Origin of the sequence: Pyxidicoccus fallax, assembly GCF_012933655.1 — a bacterium.
GTDB classification, from domain to species: domain Bacteria; phylum Myxococcota; class Myxococcia; order Myxococcales; family Myxococcaceae; genus Myxococcus; species Myxococcus fallax.
Genome location: NZ_JABBJJ010000150.1, coordinates 1 through 23075, shown reverse-complemented (window position 1 = coordinate 23075; position 23075 = coordinate 1). Strand labels below are relative to the sequence as shown.

Here is a 23075-nt window from a genome sequence, read left to right as displayed (position 1 = left end):
GGGAGGTGCGTACATGCGCCAGTGGACGTGGGTGTTGGTGGCCGCGGGCCTGGGGATGACCGCGTGCAAGGACAGCGTGCAGACCGAGAGCGGCCGGCTCGGTGATGAGCGCCAGGCGAAGCAGGAAGCCGTCTCCGAGAGCCAGGGAGCCATCGGCGGAGAGGACCTCGCCGAGCAGGAGTTCTTCGGCACCATCACCTCGCTGAGCGGCAACAGCTTCACCGTCCGCGACGATAACGGCATCGAGCGCCCGTTCCGCGTGGAGCAGGACACGCGCTTCATGAGCGAGGGTCAGCCCGTCACCCGCGGTCAGCTCCGCGAGGGCGCGCAGATCCGCACCACCTACGACGAGAAGGACGGCCAGTTCGTCGCGGACCAGGTGGAGCTCTATGCAGGGACCCCATCCCGGGATGCTCCGGCGCCGTCCGGTACCGAGCAGAAATAGCATCTGGATTTCTTCAGTCACGCTGAACCAGGCAGGTCTCCGGTTTCGGGCGTGAAACGGCGTGGCCGTTCATTTCACGGGCGGGTCTCTAGCAGCCGAAAGGCTCCGGGAGTGACGGAGCCCCTGCTGGAGTCACTGACCGTATGCCGCTGATTTCACGCCTTCGCTCGAGCTTCGCTGCCCTGCTGACCGTTGCCCTGCTGCCCCTGATGGGCTGTGGCGGCGGTGAGGGCAAGGTCACCGTGCTGATGACGGATGCTCCGGGCGACAACCTCAAGACCGCCGTCGTCACCATCTCGGAGATCTACCTCAAGGGTGACGACGACGGCGACGACAACGACGACGACAACGGCGGCGACATCGGCAAGGCCGGCGGTGACGACAAGGGCGGCCGCGTGGTGCTGCTCGACGAGCCCGTCACGGTGAGCCTGCTGGAGCTGGCCAACAAGACCTCGGAGCTGGTGTCCGAGGCGGTGGTCCCCAACGGTGACTACTCGGAGATCCGCTTCGTCATCACCGGCGGCTACATCGAGGTGAAGAACGCGGACGACTCCACGACCCTCTTCGCGTCCTCCGACGACTACGCCGGGCTGCCCGAGGGTGCGCGGGTGGACGGCCGCCTGCACATGCCGAGCTTCGGCTCCTCGGGCCTGAAGGTGAAGTTCAGCGAGAAGCTCTCCATCGAGGGTGAGCAGAAGATCCTCCTGGTGGACTTCGACGTGGCGCAGAGCTTCGGCAAGGAGGCCGGCAACTCGGGCCGCTGGGTGATGCGCCCGGTCATCAAGGCCGCCGAGGTGACTGCTTCGGGCAGCATCAACGTGACGCTGACGAAGGATGGCGGCGTGACGCTGCCGACGGTGGACGACCATCAGGTGACGCTCGCGGACTTCCGCGCGGTGATGATCAACGCCGCGGGCAGCCGTGAGGAGCTGGTGCTGGCCGATACCAACGGCGACGGCACCTTCGAGGCGAGCTTCAAGTTCCTCATCCCGGGCACGTTCTCTCTCAGCATCGCGGGCCCCGCCGGCATCACCTTCACCACGTCGCCGGCCGGTCCGGTGACGGTGGAGCTGGGCTCCGGCAAGGACATCACGCAGGCCTTCACGCTCATCAGCGCGCAGGCGGAGCAGCAGTAGCGCGAGGCGCGTAACAGGTGCAGTTGGGTCGGCGCGGGGCCGACCCGGGCGAGGCGTCGGGGCGTGCTCCCCGGCGCCTCGTTTTTTTGCTCGCACGCGCAGGCCAGCGCGGACGCGACCCTCGCGAGTCCACGGCCCCATGCTGGGAGCCACCGACACGCGCAGGCCAGCTCCCGGGCCTTGCCCGGAACGGAAGTTCCATTCCGCCAGGGACTACCCCAACCGCGTCAGGGGCGGCCTCCGCCAGCTGGAACGGAAGCTCCATTCCGCGTGCGCCGGCCCGCGGGGCACGGGTGGCTGCGGAGGCGAATGCAGGCGCATTCAAGCTTCGTCGTGTCTTCCTGCCCGTCAGCAATCACGTACGGCATTGGGTGCGGGGTGCGGGCTCACGCGAGATAGAAGTGGAAGCCGGTACCGCTCTGCGCACCTTCCGCGCCGGCCACGCGCGCACAGGCCGCCAGACCGAACCGGCGCGCGGCGGTGGGAGTGCGAGCCGGGCTCACGCATACCGGGCCCGCATGGCGAGCATTCGCGGAGAAGTGCCACCCTGCCCTGCTGGCGTGCGGCGATGCCCGCGCATTCCAGGCTCATGCAAACCGAGCCGACGCAGCGAGCGTGCACGGAGAGATTCACCGCCACCGTGCCTGTGGAATGGAGGTTCCGTTCCGGCCGGGGCGGCCTGTGGTCCAGCAGGCCCTCTCGGAATGGAGGTTCCGTTCCGCGGATTGGGAGCTGGCCGATGCCCCTTCCTGCTTCATTCAGGAGCGAGGAGTCGTCGCCACCGGATGCATCCCGCGTCCTGGATGTGCCCTCGACGAGCGGAATGCGAAGGAGCGCGGACGACAATCACCGCCGCCCTGCTCTATCGGCGGGCGGCGGTGACCGAAGCAACCCGACTCAGTAGACGACGAGCGGATGCGGCGGGTGGTAGCTGACGATGGTCAGCACCGGGATGCGGGGCGCCTCTTCCTCGGTGTCGGCGCCGCCGGACATCATGCGCATGCCGTCGAAGCGCGCGAGGATGACGTAGTCGCGGCGCGTCTCCAGGAACGGGTCCGCTTGAGGCAGCCGTCCCAGCGCCTCGCGCCCCGTCTCGTCGGAGATGTTGTCGAAGTGCCGCCGCGTCGCGACCCGGTCCGTGCGCTGGCGATTCGTCACCGTGCCGCCGATGCGCCCGGGGCCGGTGAACTGCGTCTGCCCGTCCAGGTCACCGGAGTAGGAAGACAGCGTATCGGAGCGCTCGCCGTAACCCACCGGCGCGTTCGTCTCGACGGAGCTGAGGCTGTGCTCCACGAGCCACACCGTGGGGCGCTCGCCCTCCGTGCGCTGGTCGGCGACCTGGGCGCGCAGCAGCACGTAGCGGCCCTTGTACGTGTCCGGCCGGTCCATGGCGGAAGACAGCGAGAAGATGGGGATGCGCTGCTGCTGGAGCGCCTGCAGCTCGCCGGAGACGCTGCCGCCGCGCTGGGCCACCACGCGCGCGATGAGCGATGCGCCCTCGGGACGCACGCGCAGGTCCTCCGCCCAGGCGCGGCCCAGCAGCGCCTTGAGCTGGGTGAAGGGCGTGTACTCGATGCACGCCTTGAGCCCGGCCCAGCCCTCCTCACGCGACTGGCCCTGGAGCCGGCGCGCGGCGGCCTCGCACAGCGCGGGGTTGGGATAGCGGGCCGCGAAGGCCTTCGGGTCCTGCAGGGCGCTGGGCGGATGCGGCTCCTCGGCGGCGGACTTCTTCGCGACGGCGGCCTCCTCGCGGCGGGGCGGCTCCTCCGTCCACGTCACGTGCGAGTGCGACGCGCCACAGCCGGCGGCGAGCGAGCCCAGCAAGGCCCAGGTGGGAAGCATCCAGGAATGACGGAGCATGGGAGGTGACTCCTAGAGCGAGGCGGAGCCGGAGCTGGCGGAGGACGTGTTGCGCTCGCGCGCCGAGGGCGCGGACCGCGAGCCGGACGAAGCGGACGGAAGCACGATGGAGCACGCGTCCGAGCAGCGGTCGTTCATGCACGCGAGCGCGGCGGGAGACGAGGCCTGCTGCGAGACGTCGGCGTAGCAGCGGTCACCAGTGCCGGGGCAGCCCGCGCGGGCCGCGCACTCGCAGCACGGAGACGCCACCGTGGCCATGAGCTGCACCTCCTGCAGCACGCTGGACAGGGCGCGATAGCAGGCGCGAGCCCCTGGAGCGAAGCGCCCCTTGGCGTCGATGACGGACGCGGTGCCGTCCAGGCCGCACTGGTCCACGGCGGTGGTGAAGCGCCGCTCGCACAGGGTGGTGAGCGTCGCGTCCGGCCGGCCCTCACGGATGTTGCCCACCGCTTCCGAGCACAGCGCCCGGGCGGCTTCCTGGAGGGTCTTCTTGTTGGCCGTGTCCTGGCTCTCGCTGGGGCCGCCGGAGGACAGGTCGGCCTCGAAGACGCACTCCTTGCCCGCGCGCAGGGTGTCGATGGTGCACGCCCACGCGGTGGGAGAGTCGTCCGCGACGGGAGGCGCGGCGAGCGCCTCAGGCGGAAGAGCGGGGGCGTTGCCGTCCGGCGCCGCGCCCAGGAGGAACAGGGAGACGAGAATCGCCTTCATGGAAACGGGAGGTTAGGACGTTGCGTCCTCCGGCACAAACGTCCGCGTTTGGGATTGTTGTCTGCGCTCCTTCCCTACCTCCCCGGGTGGGGTCTTCGTCGCTCCCAGGACGATGGGGGGCTCTATCAATTCCGGAGGTGTGGCCCGGGTGTCCTTCGGGTCAGCCACCCACTCCGGCTCGCGCACCGTCTCCCCGGGCTTCCAGGCCCGCGGCACGCGACGGATTCCCACCGGATAGACGGTCAGCCGCCCTTCCCTGTCGATTCTCAGCCGCAGGAAGTTCTTCCAGTCGGGGATGGCCAGTGACGAGAAGGCCTCGTTGGGGTGGCAACCAAAGACGTTGAGCGAGACGACCAGGTAGGCGCCCATCAATGTGGGCCCCACCAGGAATCCGCTGACGAACAGCAGCAGGCCGCTGGCAACGTCGCGGCCCAGGGAATCGTTGGGGCCCACCAGCCTTCCGGCCAGGGCGGACGCGGCCCAGGTGAGCAGCAGCGCGGCCACGAGGTGGACGGCGCCATGGAGGATGCCCGCGCCCCGCCGCCACCCACTTCCGCGCCGCGTGTCGGCGAAGCCGTACATGCCCAGCAGCAGCACCGCGCCCATCAACATGGAGCCGGTGTTCTCGATGGCGCCCGCCAGCACCGAGCCCAGGGTGTGGGACGTCCCGGTGGCATTCAGGTCCGCCGCGAGCCCCCAGCCGAGCAGCGCATAGACGAAGCCCATGAACACGCCGAACCAGGGGTTGTGGGCGACGAACCCGAGGTTGCGCCAGGTGATGCGCCGGGACACCTCGGTGCGGGGGTAGCTCTCCTTCAGCTCGAACCCTCCTGGACGCGAGTCCACGCGTGGCAGGTGGGTGGGATGGAGGAAGGCGCCGCCGCCGCCCGCGACGATCTTCTGCTGACCCTCCGCGTTCTCGTGGCGCCGGTAGTGATGCAGGTCTCCCGCGAGGAAGACGCTCACCTTCTTGCCGAGCACCATGTCCTGGAGGAAGTCGAGGTTGTTGTCCAGGAAGGCGCGCCCGGCGACGGGCTTCACCTGCTGGTAGATCCACGCGGGCTCCGCGTTGCAGAGGATGACGCGGTCCCCGTCGCCCATCTGCTCCGCGACGTTCTCGAAGAACGTCACCTGCGCGGCGTCCAGGTCCGATTCGAGCTGCATGTCCGTTCCCAGCAGCCACCAGCCGCGAGGCAGCTTGAGCGCGAAGTAGCTGCGCCGCTGGTGCGTGCGCCACGCCTTGGACTGCCGGCCCTGGCAGAACAGGCGCAGGAAGGACACCAGCCCGTCGTACCAGTCATGGTTGCCGGGCACGGCGAACAGGTGCGGGGGCGCGCGGCCATGGCGCAGCGCGGCCTCGTAGGGGCGCACGGTGCGGGCTTGATACTCGTCCAGGCTCGCGGTGGGGTACACCGCGTCGCCGCCGAAGACGAGCACCTCGCCGGCCCGCGTCGCGTGCGTGACACCGGACGGCTCCTTCAGCACCAGCTCCTGCTGCGCCACCGCGAGCGCCACGGCATAGGTGCTGTCCCAGCCGTCACCGAGGTCTGACACGTAGTCGAGCCACAGCTCGTCGCGGGGACGCCCGGCGTCGTCCACGGAGAAGTCGAAGAAGAGCGGTTGCGGCGAGGCCACCGCGTCCAGCAACCGCCGGTCGGCCTGCTTGCCGATGGTGCTCGACAGGAGCGCCTTGAGGCCCGTCTTCGCGAGGACGCTCGGGTCGTACCAGGAGACCATGCGACGTCCGGGTGGCGCGGACCGACGGGGTGCTTCGCTCCTGCCGGGCACCGCGAGGACATCGGATGTCAGAGGCTCGGACATGGCATCACCTCCAGGAATCCAGCTCGCCCGCTGCTTCGCCGGCTCGACTCCGGCGCCCTGCTCGGGCTTCCCCTCACCAGAGAGAGGCCGTGGCTCGCTTCCGTGAGGTCCGCGCTGGCTCGCTTCCCCCTCCGTCACACCAAGGGCGCGCCGGCCCGCTGCTTCACGGGAGTCGTTGGCTCGACGGCTCCGGGGTGCGCCCGGGCGAGCGGCGCATAGCGCTCCCAGAGCGGACCGAGGAAGAACCGCCCGAAGCGAGCCATGGCGGTGAGCCCCGCGGCGCCGCGCCGTGCCGGGTGCATGCTGGAAATGAGTTGGAGGATCTGCCGCGCGCCGAGCGTGAGGACGCCAGCGCCCACCACGGGGCCGCGCGCATCGCGGCCTTCGTGGAGCTGGCAGAAGAGCCGGGTGGTGTCCTTCCACAGCCGGGCCCCGTGGGCGGCGGGGATGGTGCGCGTGCCCTCCAGGAAGTACTCGCGTCCGTCGTGAGCGAAGCGCAGGCCATAGGTCATCCGTCGCGTGCGCGGGTCGTCCTGGGAATGGAAGATGTTGAAGCTGCCCTGGCGCACCGGGATGTCCATGCCGAAGGGTGCGAAGTCGAGCCGCGCCACCAGCCGGGCGGAGTGACGGATGTCCGTCACGAAGGCGTCCATGTCCGCCACGCTGATGGTGAGGTGGAGGGTGAGCGGCCGGGCCCGTGGGTCGAGTGCGCCAGCCATCGGGTCCGTGGGGCCCAGGGTGAAGGGGCCGGTGAGGGACTCGCGGAAGGTCAGGTCGGGACGGGGCTCGGTGGTGAGGGTGATTTCCGGAGTGAGCGGCAGGCCCTGCTCGCCGCGCACGTCGAGGTAGCGCCACGCATCCGAGTAGCCCATGTCGATGAGCGAGGCGGCGGTGACGTGCCCGTCGTAGACGTCGGTGTCGAGCGGCAGCGGGCGCTCGGGCTTCACGAGGTGGACGGCGATGGGGCGCTCGTGGCCCATGACCTTCTCGCCGGCGAGGATGCGCTCGTTGATTTCACGGAGGCGGTCGAGCTCCGCGAAGAGCGCGCCGTTGGCACTCAGCTCGGCGAGGTGGGAGTACTGCGTGAGGAGGCCGCGTCCATAGGCAGGCGTGTTGCCGATGCACCACAGCACCCAGATGACGTCCGCGCCCCGACGCACGGCCTCCATCAGGTTGTCATGCTGGCTCCATAGGGCATCCGTGTAGAGCGTGCCGTCCCGGTTCACGGGAGGCATGAGGACGGGGGGCGAGAGTCCGGCCACGAGCAGGTCCAGGTCCACGCGGGTGTGCGGGACGGTCTCGGTCACCTTGCGGGCGAAGTCACAGACGTTGAAGGTGCCATCCAGGAGCATGCTCGCGCGGATGGCGGACGGGTCCACGCCGAGGTGCGGCAGGACGCGGTGCACGAGCCGCTCCGCGTCTCCCAGGGCCTCCACGTCCAGCAGGTCCAGCGACTGGCGAGGTGCGGCGAAGGAGAGGAAGTCCCGCACGGGCAACGTCCGCCATCGGGCACACAACTCGTCGGGCGACAGGCCGGACAGCCACATGGCGAGGTTGAGGATGCCGCTCGACGTGGCGTCGGCATGCTGGAAGACGATGCCCGCGTCGATGAGAGCGCGAAGTGCTCCCGCCTGCCAGGCCGCGCGCATGCCGCCACCGCCGGCCAGGACGAGCGAGCGCTTCCGTCCGTCCCTGCTCTTCACCGTCTTGAGTGGAGCCGCGCGCTGGACCGAGGTGCGAGCCTTCCGCCCGCGCTCGCGCTTGCCGGTGCTCTTTGCCTCCTGATTCAGCGCCTTGGCCGAGAGGCGCTTCCGTGTGCCCTCGCCACCGGAAGCCGCCGCGTCCGTCTCATCTCCGCGCCTGACGAGCTTCGACAACGCCTTGAGCACCGTGCCTGTTCGAGGCGTTGTCTCCCGAGTGGGCTTCGGCGGGCGCGCCCGATGTTGTTGCTTCGCGCTGACGGGCTTGGGTGCCGCCTCATGCGTCCCGCCCGTGAGCGGCTTCTTTCCCCTTCCAGGCCTCGCATCGTGCGCCGTGCCCGTCGGAGGCGCCTGCTCCACGCTGGCGGCCATGGGCTGCGCGTCGCGCGTCGTACCTGCCCGAGCGCCGATCATCTCTCGCATCTGGACCAGCGAAGGCTGCGAGCCGCCACCTCCCCTCACCGACCGCGAGACCGCTCCGGGCTCCAGTCGTCGCGAGGCTTCATCGCTCCGAGAGCGCCGACGGATCGCGAGTGAGCCCAGCGCCAGCACGCCACCAAGCAGATGCCCCGTCGCCAGCCCCACCGCGAGCGGTGACAGTCGAGCGAGCCAGGCCTCCCGAATCACCCGGCCCCTGCTCGTCCCTTGGGCTGCATCGCCAGAGTCGAAGCGAAGCGACGCTTCATCGATGCCCCGACTCACCGCGGTCCCCTCGGATTCACGAGAGGGAGCGAAGCAGACCGGGGCAGCCTCGACGTCAGGTCCCTTGCTCATTTCCCCGGACTGGCGGACAGACACGGAGCGGAGCGGCGGCTCATCTCGCTTGGAGCCGGGCGAAGGAGCGTTCTCCGCATGTGGAGGGATGGGCGGTTCGGCTGGCATGACGCGGGGCCCCCGTCTCGACTCGACCAGGCCCGGCACGGTTGGACTTCAGCACCGTCGGCCTACCCCCTCCGGCGGCACGGCGTCAGCCAGGGGAACCTGTTCCAAACGTGGGGAGGCCCGACGTGAGGCGCAAGCCCGGGTGCCCGGTACGCGCCTCACGCACGGCTCCGTGCGTTCAGGGGCGTTCACGCTCGTTCGCTCGTCATTTACGCACTCGCATCGAGGAGACCATGATGCGCCGAACCCTTGCGCGGAAGGTGGACCGGTGAGTCAGCGGGACGCGGGCTGGAAGCCCTACGAGGACGGCGGCTCCATCGGGTGGATGGGCTCACAGGGAGGCACCATCGCGCGTGACGAGGATCTCGCCGGGCAGGTGCGCCTCACGTACGAGGTGGACGACTCCCGCTCGTTCCACGCCATCACCTGCTCCGTGACGGGCTGGCTGCTCCACCACCGCTTCTTCGACAACGCCGCGGACGCGACCACCGCTTTCGAGGCCATGAAGCCGGCCCTGGAGGAGCTCGGCTCCCAGCTCACGGAGGGCGGTCCGAAGTCCGCCGCCGAGGCCCGCGCGGGAGGCCCGCTCCTCGCGGCCTTCATGGCCCGCTTCTCCTGACGCAGCGAGTGCATCCCGCCGCCTTCCCGCTCACGGCCGGTGGGCTTCGAGCCCATGGACACCTTGGCGAACGGTTTCGCGCCGGTCGCAGCGCCACACCCACGCCGCCGCCGCCAGCAGCAGGCCTGTGGCCGTCGCCAGCACGGCCACGAACGCGCTATCGAAGGCCGCCCGGGCGAGCGTGCGGATGAGCAAGCCCGACGCTGACGGCAGCCCCTCGGCGACGAGCAACGCCTCGTCGAGGCTGTCCCGGACCACGGACGGCAGGGCCAGCTCCGCTGGAACGGTGAGCGACGCCGTGTAGACCGCGGAGAGGATGCTGCCCATCACCGTCACCCCGAGCGCACCGCCCAGCTCGTAGGACACCTCTTCGATGGACGCCGCCATGCCGGCACGCTCGAGTGGCGCCCGGTGCATGATGGTGCTGGAGGCCGCCGTCATGGTCGCTCCGATACCGGCGCCCAGCACGAGCAGGCTCGCGACCTGGAGGACGACGGGAGCATCGTGCGCCAGCAGGTAGCCGCCCATGCCCAGGCCGGCGCAGAGCAAGGCGGTCGCCATGACACGGGCGTCTCCCACCCGAGCCAGGATGCGCCCCGTCAACGGTCCAGCGACGAACGAAGCCAGGGGGAGCGGCACCGTGAACAACCCCGCCTGCAGCGGTGACAGGCCGAGCACCAGCTGCAGCCGCTGGCTGAACACCAACTGCAGGCCCACCAGGGCCGCCGAGGAGATGACCGCCGCCGCCACCGCCGCGGCGAAGGTGGGCTGGCGGAACAGCGTGAAGTCGACCAGCGGATGGGCGCTTCGGCGCTGCCGGCGCGCGAACATCGCGAGGAAGGCCGCACCGACGCCGAACGTCAGCAGGGCCGTGGTCCACGACGGAGCGCGTTTGCCGCATTCCTTGATGGCATAGACCACGCCGGCCAGTCCCAGCATCACCTGCATCGAGCCGGCCAGATCCCAGGGGCGCGAGGCCTCGCCGCGGCTCGCGGGAATCAGCTTCCAGGCGCACGGCAGCGTCAGCAGCACGATGGGCACGTTGACCAGGAACACCGAGCCCCACCAGAAGCGCGCGAGCAGCAGCCCGCCCAGCACGGGCCCCAGGGCCGCGCCGCCCGATGCGACGGCGGCCCAGATGCCAATGGCCAGGGCTCGCTCGCGGTCATGGGTGAAGGTGATGCGGATGATGGACAGGGTGGCCGGCATCATCATCGCCGCGCCCACGCCCAGCGCCGCGCGCGATGCGATCAGCGCGGCAGCGGATGGCGAGAAGGCAGCGCACGCCGAGGCACCTCCAAACACCACCAACCCGGCGAGGAACAGCCGCTTGTGGCCGAGCCGATCTCCCAGCGTGCCCATGCCGAGCAGGAGCCCCGACACGACCAGGGTATAGGCATTGATGATCCACAGCTTGGCGGAGGCCGACGCACCCAGCTCGTGGGTCATCACGGGCAGCGCGGTGTACAGCACCGTCATGTCGATGACGATGAGCAGCAGCGCGACGGAAACAACGGCCATCACCAACCATTTCTTCTGAGAACCCATGCACTCACCCGCCACGGCTTGACCGCGGTGTTGCCACGCACCTGGAACAGCTATAAATACGAACGTATTTAAACGCAAGGAAGGCGAAGATGGGGCGCTATCAGTCGGTGGACCGGGACCGCGTGCTGGACGCCGCGGAGACAATCGTGCGCACGCGAGGCATCGCGGCGCTGACGATCGACGCCGTGGCCAAGGCCGCGGGAATCTCGAAGGGGGGCGTGCAGTCGAGCTTCGGCACGAAGGATCAGCTGATCGCGGCGATGTACGAGCGCTGGGGAACGGAGTTCAACACCGAGGTTGCGCGACTGGCCGGGGAAGCGCCCTCGCCCATGGCGCGGCTCCGTGCCCATATCGAGGTCACCTCTCGCACCGACAAGGCGGAGGGCGACCGGGCGGCGGGCCTGATGGCCTCCCTGCTCAATGCGCCCGAGCACCTGACGCACTCCCGCGAGTGGTATGCGTCGCGCCTGGAGGGCATCGACGTATCGACACCGGAGGGGCGACGCGCACGGCTGGCCTTCCTCGCCACGGAAGGCGTCTTCATGCTGCGCTGCTTCGGCTTCATGAAGATGAGCGAGCGGGAGTGGCGCGAGATATTCGCCGACATCCGCGGCCTGCTCGAGGTCAGCTGACCTCGCCTTCCAGCGCCACCTCCAGCCCACCGTACTCGGAGGGCGCTAGCGTCAGCGTCCAGCCATGCACGTGCGCCACGTGCCGGGTGATGTGGAGCCCCAGCCCCTGCCCCTCCACGCCCCGGGTCCGCGCGGCGTTGCCGCGGAACCCGCGCTCCAGAATCCGAGCACGCTCCTCCTCGGGAATGCCCGGCCCATCGTCGATGACACGCAGGCGGAAGCGCCCCTGGCGCGTGCTCTCCAGCACCACCGCGACGTGCCCCTCGTCGCGGCCATGGTGAATGCCGTTGAAGACGACGTTGCTCACGGCCTGCTCGATGAGGGTGACATCTCCATTCACCCAGACGGGCGCCTCGGGCACGCCGCTCACCAGCGAGATGCGCCGCTGACGGGCAATGGGCTGATGCCGCCCGATGACGCGAGCGACCACGGCGTTCAGGTCCACCGGAGCACGCTGGAACTGCGGTTCCCCCGCTTCGAGCCGAGTGGCCGCCGCGAGGTTGTGCACCAGCGAGGCGATGTAGTGCGCCTCGCCCATGGCGGACGCCATCACCGCCGGCTCCATGGGCTCACCACGGCCAACCCGCTGCTGCATCGCGGACAAGTGTCCCTGGAGCACCGTGAGTGGCGTCATCACGTCGTGCATGGTGTTGGCGAGGAAGTCCCGCAGTGCCTGCTCGCGAGCCTCCTGCTGGGAGAGCTGGTGTTGAATCTCCGCACGCGCCTCCTGGAAGGCCCGCGCCAGCTCGGCGACCTCGTCGTTGCCACGCACCGAGACGGGCTGCTGGTAGTGGCTGACGGCGGAGGTGCGCACTTCGTCGGTGAGCTGCCGGACACGCCGGATGACGGGGCCCAGCGCCACCACCACCGCCAGCACCGCGAAGAAGGGCACCGCCAGCACTTCGAGCGGCGGCATTCCCCCCAGCGGTGGGCTCGGAGGCTCCTCGCGCCGGGCGAGGATGTATGCGCACGGCCCGCCATCCCACGGCATGCGCAGCAGCACATCGAGGATGGGCCGCCCTTCCTGCGTCGAATGCAGGATGACGGTGCCCTGCCCCGCCCGAGCCCCACGCACGAGTTCCTCCGGCAGCACCGGAGCCCGCGGATTGCGCGAGACGAAGCTCGCGTCATAGGGAAAGTGCTGAACGCCGGGAGGAAGTCGTCCCGACCGTCCCGGTCCGCGGTCCGGAGGCGGTCCGCCATTGCCGTCCAGCCCGCGCTCGCGAGGCGCTGAGTCCCGACCGGGCCCGGACTCGTCCTCGGGTGTCGTCCGCTCGCGAGGCTCGGACTCCCGAAGTGCCCCCTGCCCCGGAGGCCCCCTGCGCACGGTCCACGTCTCGGGTGAGGCTTCGCAGCGCTCCCGTTCCCCCGCCTGCATCCGCGCGAGCGTGGACGCCTCCAGCACCTCTTCCTGTCCGCGCTGCCGCAGTGAGTGCTGGAAGTACCCCATCCCCACGACGACGGGGACCGTCACCGCGACCACGGTGAGAGCCAGCCGCAGCCGCAGCCTCACGAGCCGTCTCCGGGAACGAGCCGGTAGCCCACGCCCCAGACCGTCTCCACCCCATGCTGCGGACCGAGCTTCCGCCGCAGCCGGGACACATGGACATCGAGCGTCCGCTCGGTGCCCTCGCGCTCCGGGTCCAGCACGTGCTCCACCAACCACTGTCGTGTCACGGCCTCGCGCGGTCGCCGGGCCAGCGCCGCGAGCAGCGCGAACTCCACGCGCGTCAGCTCCACGGGCTGTCCCTGCACGGATACCTCGTGGGCCTGCGGGTCGATGCGCAGCGCCCCCACCTCGACGACAGCCTCCGCCTTCTGCAAGGTCGGCCGGCGCAAGCGGGCGCGCACGCGCTCGATGAGCTCCTCCGGCCAGAAGGGCTTCGTCATGTAGTCATCCGCGCCCAGCTTCAATGCCCGCACCTTGTCGAGCGTGTCATTGCGCGCGCTCAGGATGAGGACGGGCACCTCGGAGAAGCTCCGGAGCGACTTGAGCATGTCGAGGCCATAGGTGCCCGGCAGCATCAAATCGAGCACCACGAGGCTCACCCGGGGCAGGCCCTCGGCGGTCAGCACGCGGCCCTCCCTCCACCATGTGGGCTCGAAGCCGGCGCCCTGAAGGTGCTCGACAATCTGCGCGCCGAGCTGCGGGTCATCCTCCACCAGCAGGATGCGCTCCCCCATGTCACTGCCCTCCTCTTCCCACGCGAGGTGCCCTGCCCGGAGCCCCATCTTCCGGGCAGTACGCACGTCGTCACACGGAATCAAGCCGTCGCCCGAGGCAATCGGCGAAGGCGTTCACCGGCCTCAGGGCCGCGGCGGAGGCATTCCGCCGTCCCAGCCGGGCGGCGGGCCCATGCCACCATCCATCCCCGGCGGCGGACCGCCAGGGCCACCCGGGCCGCCGCTTCCACCCGGCACCGCGCACTGCGCGCTGTCGAGCGACGAGCGGATGACCAGGGTCTTCCACGCCAGCATCGCGCCGTCGGGCATCCGCTCGGTCTGGAACACGTAGTCCGCGACCGAGTCCGCCGAGATGACGGTGTCGTTGGAGTTGGTCGTGTCACGCGGGCCGCGCGTGTTGTAGAGCGGCTGGGTGTTGACGATTTCGTCATCCAGCGCGTCGTCGAAGAAGAGCTGGGACGTGACGTACTCGTTGCCGTTCACTCGTATGGTGAAGTGGATGTGGATGGTGCGGCTGCTGTACCAGCCGGGGAAGCAGGTATCGAACTCGACGCGGCCGTTCGCGTCGGTCGTCTGCACGCCGCGGAACCAGCGCGCGGCGCGCGCCGTGGCATCGCCCGAGGTGCAGAAGTCGCTGGCATCGCCTCCCGAGTAGAGTCCCTCGGGCGCGGCGTGCCAGATGTCCACGGACGCGCCCGGAATGGGCTTGCAGCTCTCGTCCACGACGAGGAGCACCATCCGCACGGGCAGCCCGTCATGCCCCTCGCTGATGTCCTTGCGCTCAATCGTGTCCGCGTAGCACGGGCCCAGGGTCGCCTCGCACGTCAGGGCACACACCGTGCCGATGCCCGAGGCGAACGGGTCGGGATAGGACGCGGCCGCCGTCATCGCCGCGGTGCCGCCGGTCGCCCAGCTGCCGCTGCCCGCGTCATTCCCGGTGCCCGCATCGGTGCCGGTGCCCGCGTCGTCACCGCCCGGGGCCGGGGCCTCCGTCCCCTCGCCACAGGCGAGCGCGAACCGGGCCAGCGGCAGGGCCGCGAGGGTGAGGCCCATGCCGCGCAGCACGCGCCGCCGCGTCATGACCTCGGGAGTGGGAGTGCTCTTGGCGTCACTGCTCATCGCAGGTCCTCCGAAAGGGGGGAATCCGCCCGGTGCCTCGGGCGTGACCGTCCTTCTCGCGGAAAGACCTCAAGAAACCCTTAAGCGCCTCCGGCCTCCGGACAGGAGCCTCATGGCGCGCGGGCGGGCGAGCGCCCTCTACCCTGGCGGCCCGGTGTCCGGCGACAGCTCCCGCAGCAGGTCGCCCAGCTTCTCCAGCGCCAGGCGTGCCCGGGTCTTCACGGTGCCGAGCGGGTCGCCCGTGCGCTCCGCGATTTCCCGCTGGGACAGGCCCTCGAAGTAGGCCAGCTCCACCACCTCGCGCTGCTCGGGGGGCAGCTGTGCCAGGGCCGCGAGCACGCGCACCCGCCCCTGCCCCAGGGCCGCGGCGTCATCCGGCGCCACGGGGGTCGCGCTCACGGGAGGTGGCTGGTGCGTCGCGCCCTCCACCGTGCGGGCTACCGTGCCCATGGCCCGCAGCCGGTCGATGGCGCGTGTCCGGGCGATGGTGGTCACCCACGTCTCCAGCCCGCCGCGTTCGGGGTCGAAGTCGCGTGCGCGCTTCCAGACCTCCAGGAAGGTCTCCTGCAGCACCTCCTCCGCGTCGGCGCGCGAGGACAGCAGGCGCAGGACGACGGAGAACGCCCTGCCACCGCAGCGCGCGTACACCTCGCGCATCGCCGAGCTGCTGCCCAGGGCCACCTGTCGCAGGAGGTCCCTGTCAGCGGCCGGGTCGCTCGCTCGCTGTGCGGAGGGTTGGGGAGGCGCCATTCAGGTTCCGGATACCCCAACCAGCGGGGCGGTTCCCAGCCACAAGTACCACGGTGGGCGCCTTCCGACCCCATCCCTAACGTTCACGGGCCAACGCGGCCGACGCGAAAGCCGTCCTGCATCAACGCCCCGCGCGTTACGCCGCCCGGCCAATGCCAACCCACGACCTATAAGGGCCGCCAGCCGATATGACCGACCGAATCGGAAGCGTGTTCATCGAGGGAGTTCGACCCGAGCTGGACGCTGGACGTTACGCCGTCAAACGCGTCGCCGGGGACCGTCTCACCGTCAAGGCCGATGTCTTCAAGGAGGGCCACGACGTCCTGGTCGCCGTCGTCCGCTGGCGCCAGGTCACCCCCAAGGACCAGCAGACGGACTGGCAGGAAGTGCCCATGCGTTTCCTGGGCAATGACTTGTGGGAAGCCGATTTCCCACTCGCCCGCAATGGCCGCTACGAGTACACGATTGAAGCCTGGCCGGATCTCTTCCGCACGTGGGCATCCGAGCTGAAGCGCAAGGTGGACGCGGGCCGGGACGTGACGAGCGAGCTGCTGGAAGGCGCCGCGCTCCTCGATGCCGCCGCCACGCGGGCACGTGCCACCAGCGAGGACGACGCGCGAGTGCTGTCCGAGGCCGCCGTTCGGCTGCGCGGCCCCGCGGAGCCGGAGCTCCTCGCCGTGGCGCTCGCGCCCGAGCTGGCCGTCATCGCCTCCACGTACCCGGACCGCACGCTGGCCAAGCGCTACGACAAGGTGCTGCAGGTGTTCGCGGACCGCGAGAAGGGCCGCTTCGGGGCCTGGTACGAGTTCTTCCCGCGCTCCGCGAAGCGGGACGGGAAGACGCACGCCACCTTCCGCGACGCGGAGTCGTGGCTCCCGTACATCCAGAAGCTCGGCTTCGACGTCATCTACCTGCCGCCCATCCACCCCATTGGCCGCACCGCGCGCAAGGGGAAGAACAACAGCCTCAAGGCCGGACCGGATGACGTGGGCAGCCCGTGGGCCATCGGCGCGGCGGAGGGCGGCCACAAGGCCGTGCACCCGCAGCTCGGCACGCTGGAGGACTTCCGGCACTTCGTGGAGGCCGCGCAGTCGCACGGCATCGAGGTGGCGCTGGACATCGCCTTCCAGTGCTCGCCGGACCACCCGTACGTGAAGGAGCATCCGGAGTGGTTCCAGCGCCGCCCGGACGGCACCATCAAGACGGCGGAGAACCCGCCCAAGCGCTACGAGGACATCGTCAACTTCGACTGGATGGGCCCCGGTCGCGAGACGCTCTGGGCCGAGCTCGAGTCCGTCGTCGTCCACTGGGTGAAGCAGGGCGTGCGGACGTTCCGCGTGGACAACCCGCACACCAAGCCCATCCAGTTCTGGGAGTGGCTCATCCGCCGCGTCCAGGACGTGTACCCGGACGTCATCTTCCTCTCCGAGGCCTTCACGCGCCCGAAGGTGATGAAGGCCCTGGCCAAGGTGGGCTTCACCCAGTCGTACACGTACTTCACCTGGCGCAACTTCAAGGGCGAGATTCAGGAGTACCTGGAGGAGATCACCAAGCCTCCGGTGTCCGACTACTTCCGCGGCAACTTCTGGCCCAACACGCCGGACATCCTCCCGGAGCTGCTACAGAACGCCGGGCCCGGCGCGTTCCGCCTGCGCGCGGCGCTGGCCGCCACCCTCTCCTCCGTCTGGGGCATGTACTGCGGCTTCGAGCTGTGCGAGGGCCGTCCGCTGCCGGGCAAGGAGGAGTACATCGACTCGGAGAAGTACCAGCTCGTCGCGTGGGACTTGGACCGGCCCGGCAACATCAAGGACTGGATTGCGCGGCTCAACGGCGCGCGCAGCACACAGCCCGCGCTGCGCTCCTACGACTCGCTGGAGTTCTTCGAGTCGAACAACGAGCGCGTCCTCTTCTACGGCAAGCGCTCGCCGGACGGCGCCAGCACGGTGCTGATGGCGGTGAGCCTGGACCCGTACGCGCCGCAGGAGGCGCTGCTGCACGTGCCCATGGAGTGGCTCGGCGCGAAGCCGGACGAGACCTACCAGGTGCACGAGCTGATGTCGGACCAGCGTTCGTTGTGGCAGGGCCCGGACGTGCAGGTGCGTCTGACGCCCGAGCAACCCGCGGCCGTGTGGGCCGTGTACCGCTTCCGCCGCACCGAACAGGCGTTCGACTACTACGAGTGACAACTCGAGAGGCGTATGGAACTGGATCCCCTCTGGTACAAGAAGGCCCTCATCTACGAGCTGCACCTCCGCGCGTTCTACGACTCCAACGGTGACGGCCACGGGGACATCCCCGGCCTCATCGAGAAGCTGCCCTACCTCCAGGACCTGGGGGTCGACTGTCTGTGGCTGTTGCCGCACTACCCCTCGCCGCTGAAGGACGACGGGTACGACATCGCGGACTACTACGGCATCCACCCGGACTACGGCACGCTCGCGGACTTCCAGCGCATGGTGGACGAGGCCCACAAGCGCGGCATCCGCATCATCACCGAGCTGGTCGTCAACCACACCAGCGACCAGCACCCCTGGTTCCAGGAGGCGCGCAGCGACCCGAAGAGCCCCAAGCGCGACTGGTACGTCTGGAGCGACACGGACGACAAGTACAAGGGCGCCCGCATCATCTTCCTCGACACCGAGCGCTCCAACTGGACGTGGGACCCGGTGGCCAAGCAGTACTTCTGGCACCGCTTCTTCAGCCACCAGCCGGACCTCAACTACGACAACCCCGAAGTGCAGGAAGCCATGCTGGACGTCATGCGCTTCTGGCTGAACATGGGGGTGGACGGGTTCCGCTGCGACGCCGTGCCCTACCTCTTCGAGCGCGAGGGCACCAACTGCGAGAACCTCCCGGAGACGCATGCCTTCCTCAAGCGCCTGCGGAAGACCATCGACTCCGAATACCAGGGGAAGATGCTGCTGGCCGAAGCCAACCAGTGGCCCGCCGACGTGCGCGTCTACTTCGGCGAGGGCGACGAGTTCCACATGGGCTTCCACTTCCCGGTGATGCCCCGCCTCTTCATGGCCGTCCGCAAGGAGGACCGCACGCCCATCGTCGAAATCATGCAGCAGACGCCGGACATCCCGGACAACTGCCAGTGGGCCATCTTCCTGCGCAACCACGACGAGCTGACGCTGGAGATGGTGACGGACGAGGACCGGGACTACATGTACCGGGAGTACGCCACCGACCCGCGGATGCGCATCAACCTCGGCATCCGCCGCCGGCTCGCCCCGCTGATGGACAACGGCCGCCGGCGCATCGAATTGATGCACAGCCTGCTGTTCACCCTGCCCGGCACGCCCGTCCTCTACTACGGCGACGAGATTGGCATGGGCGACAACATCTACCTGGGCGACCGCAACGGCGTGCGCACGCCGATGCAGTGGACGGGTGACCGCAACTCGGGCTTCAGCCGCGCGGACTACGCGCGCCTGTACGCGCCCGTCATCGCCGACCCGGTGTACGGCTACCAGTCCATCAACGTCGAGGCGCAGGAGCGCGTGAAGACGAGCCTCCTGCACTGGGTGAAGCGGATGATTCGCATCCGCCAGCGCTACCCCGTCTTCTCGCTGGGGACGCTGCGCTTCATCTCCATGGAGAACCGCAAGGTGCTGGCCTTCGTGCGCGAGTACGAGGGCCAGACGGTGCTGGTGGTCTGCAACCTGTCCCGCTTCGCGCAGCCGGCGGTGTTGGACCTGCGTGACTACGAGGGGGCGGTGCCGGTGGAGCTCATCGGCGAGACGCCCTTCCCCCGTATCAGCGGACAGCCCTACCAGCTCTCGATGGGCCCCTACATGTTCCTGTGGTTCCGGTTGGACAAGCCCGCCGCGGGGAGGAGCACGCCGTGACGAACCTGGACCTGACGAAGCTGCCGGACTACCTCAAGCAACAGCGCTGGTTCAGCGGCAAGGCATGGCCCATCAAGCACGTGACGGTGGTGGACCACGCCGCCATGGAGTCCGGGCCGTGCTCCTTCACCCTCGCGGTGGTGGAGGTGGTGTACGAGCTGGGCAAGACGGAGCGCTACCTCCTGCCGGTGAAGTCCGGCCCGGACGGCGTGCGGGACGCGCTGGAGGACGACGAGTGCCTGCGCGCCCTCTTCCGGCTCATCCGCGAGGGCGCCAGCGTGAACTCCGCCTCCGGCCAGGTGAAGGGCGAGTGGCTCAACACGCCGGAAGGGCTGCAGGCCATGCCCTCGCCGCTGACGGTGCGGCGGCTGATGGTGGAGCAGAGCAACACCTCGCTGGTGCTTGGCGAGAAGGTCATCCTGAAAATCATCCGCAAGCTCGAGGCGGGGGTGAATCCAGAGCACGAGGTGGGCCGCTTCCTGGCCACCAAGACGTCCTTCCGGGCCACGCCCACGCTGCTGGGAGCGCTGAACCTGGAGGGCACGGCGGGCGCCACGCTGGCGGTGGCCCACCGCTTCGTCCCGGACGCGACGGACGGCTGGAAGTACACGCTGGACCGGCTGCGCCAGGAGCGGGCGCTCGGGGAGCGCTTCCTCGGTGAGATGCGCGACCTGGGACAGCGCCTGGGCGAGCTGCACAACGCCTTCGCGTCGGCCAGCGCGGACGACCCGGCGTTCGCCCCCGAGCCGCTCCTCCAGGAGGACCTGCAGCGCTGGAGCGCCTCCATCGTGGGCGAGCTCGGCGTCACCCTCGCGGACGCCGGCCGGCTGCACGCGGACCTGGAGGGGCGGCGCGAGTCGCTCATCGGGTACGCGAAGCGACTGGCGCACGTGACGCCCTCGGGACAGAAGATCCGTATCCACGGCGACCTGCACCTGGGCCAGGTGCTGCGCGCCAACAACCAGTGGCTCATCTTCGACTTCGAGGGGGAGCCGGCACGGACCTTCACGGCGCGGCGCGAGAAGTACAGCGCGCTGAGGGATGTGGCGGGGATGATTCGCTCGTTCGACTACGCGGAGGCCACGGTCGCCCTGGAGGGCGGCGAGCCCCGCGGGCGGGTGGGCCCCAGCCGCGACGCCTTCCTGGAGGGCTACCGGAAGGCGACGCAGGGGGCGCCCTACCTGCCGGCGGACAGCGCCACGTTCGACGTGATGCTGCGCGCGTTCGAACTGGAAAAGCTCCTCTACGAAGTGCGGTATGAGTTGCAAAACCGGCCGGACTGGGTGCGCATCCCCGTCGAGGCCCTGTTGCGCATGGAGGAATCCAAGTGAGGAAGCCAGCCGACAAGGCGCAGGTCGAGGCGGAGCTTCAGCGCGTGGTCGAGCTGAGGCATCCCGAGCCGCACTCCATCCTGGGCATCCACCCGGACGGAGACGGAGTGGTGATTCGGGCCTTCCGCCCGGACGCCGTGGCCATCAACGTGCTGCCCGAATCGGGCGGCCGCATCGCGATGACGCACCGGCAGGGCGGCGTCTTCGAGGCGCGCGTCAACGGGAAGGACCAGGCCTTCCCGTACCTGCTGGAGGTGGAGTACCCCGGAAAGAAGGTCTTCAAGCTGAGAGACCCGTACAGCTTCCTCCCCACCCTGGGCGAGATGGACCTGTACTACGCCGGCGAGGGACGGCACGAGCGCCTCTGGGAGCGGATGGGCGCGCACCTCATCCACCACAACGGCGTGCGCGGCGTGTCCTTCGCGGTCTGGGCGCCCACGGCGGCCGGCGTGTCCGTGGTGGGAGACTTCAACGGCTGGGATGGCCGGCTGCACGCCATGCGGCGCATGGGCGCCTCCGGCATCTGGGAGCTGTTCGTCCCCGAGGTCGGCGAGGGCGCGCGCTACAAGTTCGAGATTCGTCCCGGCCATGACGGCCAGCGCCTGTTGAAGGCGGACCCGTTCGCCTTCCAGGCGGAGGTGCCGCCTGCGACCGCGTCGGTGGTGCACGACCTGGAGCGCTACCGCTGGGGTGACGCGGGGTGGCTGGAGGCGCGCCAGCAGAAGCAGGACGTGACGCACCAGCCGTGGAGCGTCTACGAGGTGCACCTGGGCAGCTGGCGCCGCGTGGTGGAGGACGGCGACCGGCCCATGACGTACCGCGAGCTGGCGCCCGCGCTGGCCGAGTACGTGAAGTACCTCGGCTTCACGCACGTGGAGCTGCTGCCCGTCTCCGAGCACCCCTACGGCGGCTCCTGGGGCTACCAGGTCAGCGGCTACTACGCGCCCACCGCGCGCTTCGGCCATCCGGATGACTTCCGGTACCTGGTGGACCACCTGCACCAGGAGGGCATCGGCGTCATCGTGGACTGGGTGCCCGGCCACTTCCCGCGAGACATCCACGCGCTGGGGCAGTTCGACGGCACGGCGCTGTACGAGCACGCCGACCCGCGCAAGGGCGCGCAGCCGGACTGGGGCACGCTGGTCTTCAACTTCGGCCGCAACGAGGTGCGCAACTTCCTCATCGCCAACGCGCTGTTCTGGATCGAGGAGTACCACATCGACGGCCTGCGCGTGGACGCGGTGGCCTCGATGCTCTACCTCGACTACAGCCGCAAGCAGGGCGAGTGGATTCCCAACCGCTGGGGCGGCCGTGAGAACGAGGAGGCCATCCAGTTCCTGCGCGAGCTGAACGAGACGGTGCGCCGCAAGTACCCGGGCGTGGTCGTCATCGCCGAGGAGTCGACGGCGTGGCCCAAGGTGAGCCATCCGGTGGGCGAAGGCGGCCTGGGCTTCCACTTCAAGTGGAACATGGGGTGGATGCACGACACGCTGTCGTACTTCTCGAAGGACCCCATCTACCGGCAGTACCACCACAACCAGCTCACCTTCGGTCTGCTGTACGCCTTCAGCGAGAACTTCATGTTGCCGCTGAGCCACGACGAGGTGGTGCACGGCAAGGGCAGCCTCTACGGCCGCATGCCGGGGGACCCGTGGCAGAAGCGGGCGAACCTGCGCGCGCTGTACGCGTGGATGTGGGCGCACCCGGGCAAGAAGCTGCTCTTCATGGGTGGCGAGTTCGGCCAGCCGGCGGAGTGGAACCACGACAAGAGCCTGGACTGGCACCTGACGCATGACCCCGGGCACGGGGGCATCATGCGGCTGATGTCGACGCTGAACCGCCTCTACAAGGAGCTGCCCGCGCTGTACGACGCGGACGGCGAGCCGGTGGGCTTCCAGTGGCTGCAGCCGGACTCGGCGTCGGTGAACGTGCTGGCCTTCGTGCGGCGCTCGCGCCAGCCGGGGCGCCACGTGGTGTGCATCGCCAACCTGTCGCCCACGATGCACCAGGGCTACCGCGTGGGCTTCCCGCTCCACGGCAGCTACGTGGAGGTGCTCAACACGGACTCGGGCGAGTTCGGCGGCTCGAACCAGGGGAACATGGGGCAGATCCACACCGAGCCCACCGGGTGGGACGGCCAGCCCGCTTCCGCGGCCATCACCCTGCCCCCGCTGTCGGTGCTCTGGTTCACCCCGGGGTGAGCGGCACTGCCGCGGCCGAGGGCTCCCGGGGGATCCGCCCCCGGGAGTGAAGCAGCCTCTCCCCCGCGGTCACTCCGGGGAGCCGGGACGCGGGGCGCTGAGGTGACGCCGGGCCGGAGCGCGCATCCCGGACCGGCGTGCCGCGCGAGCCGAGCGGACTAAACCGCCTCGGCGAGTCCGCTAAACATGGAGTCCAGCATGCTCGAAGAAGGAGCGGAGGACATCGGGACGATGCTGGAGGGCGCGGAATTCCCTTCTTGCCAAGCGCATGAGGTCCGAAATGGC

At 69.5% G+C, this 23075-nt stretch carries 17 protein-coding genes; 8 read left to right on the top strand and 9 right to left on the bottom strand.

All coding sequences use genetic code 11. The features are described 5' to 3' along the window. Positions 1 to 13 precede the first annotated feature (13 nt). Entirely contained in the window at positions 14 to 445 is a 432-nt protein-coding gene (locus tag HG543_RS28170) for a DUF5666 domain-containing protein (RefSeq protein ID WP_169347973.1), read from the top strand. A 143-nt stretch (positions 446 to 588) separates the two neighbouring features. After that, the gene (locus tag HG543_RS28165; RefSeq protein WP_169347972.1) at positions 589 to 1581 is read left to right on the top strand and encodes a DUF4382 domain-containing protein; all 993 of its coding nucleotides are present in this window, start codon (positions 589 to 591) and stop codon (positions 1579 to 1581) included. Between the two features lie 897 nt (positions 1582 to 2478). Here the strand turns inward: HG543_RS28165 and HG543_RS28160 are convergent. The 4 genes from HG543_RS28160 to HG543_RS28145 all read right to left on the bottom strand — a co-directional run bounded on the left by HG543_RS28160 (position 2479) and on the right by HG543_RS28145 (position 8093). Beyond that, on the bottom strand, positions 2479 to 3441 hold the full coding sequence (locus tag HG543_RS28160) for a hypothetical protein (RefSeq protein WP_169347971.1): 963 nt from the start codon (positions 3439 to 3441) through the stop codon (positions 2479 to 2481). Between the two features lie 12 nt (positions 3442 to 3453). Further along, on the bottom strand, positions 3454 to 4149 hold the full coding sequence (locus HG543_RS28155) for a hypothetical protein (protein ID WP_169347970.1): 696 nt from the start codon (positions 4147 to 4149) through the stop codon (positions 3454 to 3456). Positions 4150 to 4161: 12 nt separating this feature from the next. Beyond that, complete coding sequence (locus HG543_RS28150) at positions 4162 to 5970, bottom strand: metallophosphoesterase family protein (RefSeq protein ID WP_246357357.1); 1809 nt, start codon at positions 5968 to 5970, stop codon at positions 4162 to 4164. A 134-nt stretch (positions 5971 to 6104) separates the two neighbouring features. Further along, positions 6105 to 8093 carry a patatin-like phospholipase family protein gene (locus HG543_RS28145; RefSeq protein WP_171818130.1) on the bottom strand — a complete coding sequence of 663 codons (1989 nt, stop codon included), beginning with the start codon at positions 8091 to 8093 and terminating at the stop codon, positions 6105 to 6107. Positions 8094 to 8820: 727 nt separating this feature from the next. Here HG543_RS28145 and HG543_RS28140 point away from each other — a divergent pair. Further along, entirely contained in the window at positions 8821 to 9171 is a 351-nt protein-coding gene (locus HG543_RS28140; RefSeq protein ID WP_169347969.1) for a hypothetical protein, read from the top strand. Positions 9172 to 9201: 30 nt separating this feature from the next. Here HG543_RS28140 and HG543_RS28135 read toward each other — a convergent pair whose 3' ends face one another. Further along, positions 9202 to 10692: an MFS transporter gene (locus tag HG543_RS28135; RefSeq protein ID WP_246357356.1), complete on the bottom strand. Its 1491-nt coding sequence runs from the start codon at positions 10690 to 10692 to the stop codon at positions 9202 to 9204. Positions 10693 to 10808: 116 nt separating this feature from the next. Here HG543_RS28135 and HG543_RS28130 point away from each other — a divergent pair, with 116 nt between their 5' ends. Then, positions 10809 to 11351, top strand: coding sequence for a TetR/AcrR family transcriptional regulator (locus tag HG543_RS28130; RefSeq protein ID WP_169347967.1), 543 nt, complete (start codon positions 10809 to 10811; stop codon positions 11349 to 11351). On the opposite strand, the gene HG543_RS28125 is transcribed toward HG543_RS28130, so the two are convergent. The 4 genes from HG543_RS28125 to HG543_RS28110 form a co-directional block, all read right to left on the bottom strand. After that, positions 11344 to 12864, bottom strand: a complete 1521-nt coding sequence (locus tag HG543_RS28125) for an ATP-binding protein (RefSeq protein WP_169347966.1) — start codon at positions 12862 to 12864, stop codon at positions 11344 to 11346. The two genes, HG543_RS28130 and HG543_RS28125, sit on opposite strands and share 8 nt — an antisense overlap. After that, on the bottom strand, positions 12861 to 13535 hold the full coding sequence (locus HG543_RS28120; RefSeq protein ID WP_169347965.1) for a response regulator transcription factor: 675 nt from the start codon (positions 13533 to 13535) through the stop codon (positions 12861 to 12863). Before HG543_RS28120 ends, HG543_RS28125 begins: the two co-directional genes overlap by 4 nt. Positions 13536 to 13658: 123 nt before the next feature. Beyond that, entirely contained in the window at positions 13659 to 14654 is a 996-nt protein-coding gene (locus HG543_RS28115) for a dioxygenase family protein (RefSeq protein WP_169347964.1), read from the bottom strand. Between the two features lie 138 nt (positions 14655 to 14792). Next, positions 14793 to 15404: a sigma-70 family RNA polymerase sigma factor gene (locus tag HG543_RS28110; protein ID WP_169347963.1), complete on the bottom strand. Its 612-nt coding sequence runs from the start codon at positions 15402 to 15404 to the stop codon at positions 14793 to 14795. A gap of 188 nt (positions 15405 to 15592) precedes the next feature. Here HG543_RS28110 and HG543_RS28105 point away from each other — a divergent pair, with 188 nt between their 5' ends. Genes HG543_RS28105 through glgB form a run of 4 tightly spaced genes read left to right on the top strand, consistent with a single transcriptional unit; the run spans position 15593 to position 22790 of the window. After that, positions 15593 to 17587, top strand: coding sequence for an alpha-1,4-glucan--maltose-1-phosphate maltosyltransferase (locus tag HG543_RS28105; protein WP_169347962.1), 1995 nt, complete (start codon positions 15593 to 15595; stop codon positions 17585 to 17587). A 15-nt stretch (positions 17588 to 17602) separates the two neighbouring features. Then, positions 17603 to 19258, top strand: a complete 1656-nt coding sequence (treS, locus tag HG543_RS28100; protein ID WP_169347961.1) for a maltose alpha-D-glucosyltransferase — start codon at positions 17603 to 17605, stop codon at positions 19256 to 19258. Then, positions 19255 to 20589 carry a maltokinase N-terminal cap-like domain-containing protein gene (locus HG543_RS28095; RefSeq protein WP_169347960.1) on the top strand — a complete coding sequence of 445 codons (1335 nt, stop codon included), beginning with the start codon at positions 19255 to 19257 and terminating at the stop codon, positions 20587 to 20589. Before treS ends, HG543_RS28095 begins: the two co-directional genes overlap by 4 nt. Further along, the gene (glgB, locus tag HG543_RS28090; protein WP_169347959.1) at positions 20586 to 22790 is read left to right on the top strand and encodes a 1,4-alpha-glucan branching protein GlgB; all 2205 of its coding nucleotides are present in this window, start codon (positions 20586 to 20588) and stop codon (positions 22788 to 22790) included. Before HG543_RS28095 ends, glgB begins: the two co-directional genes overlap by 4 nt. Positions 22791 to 23075: the final 285 nt, after the last annotated feature.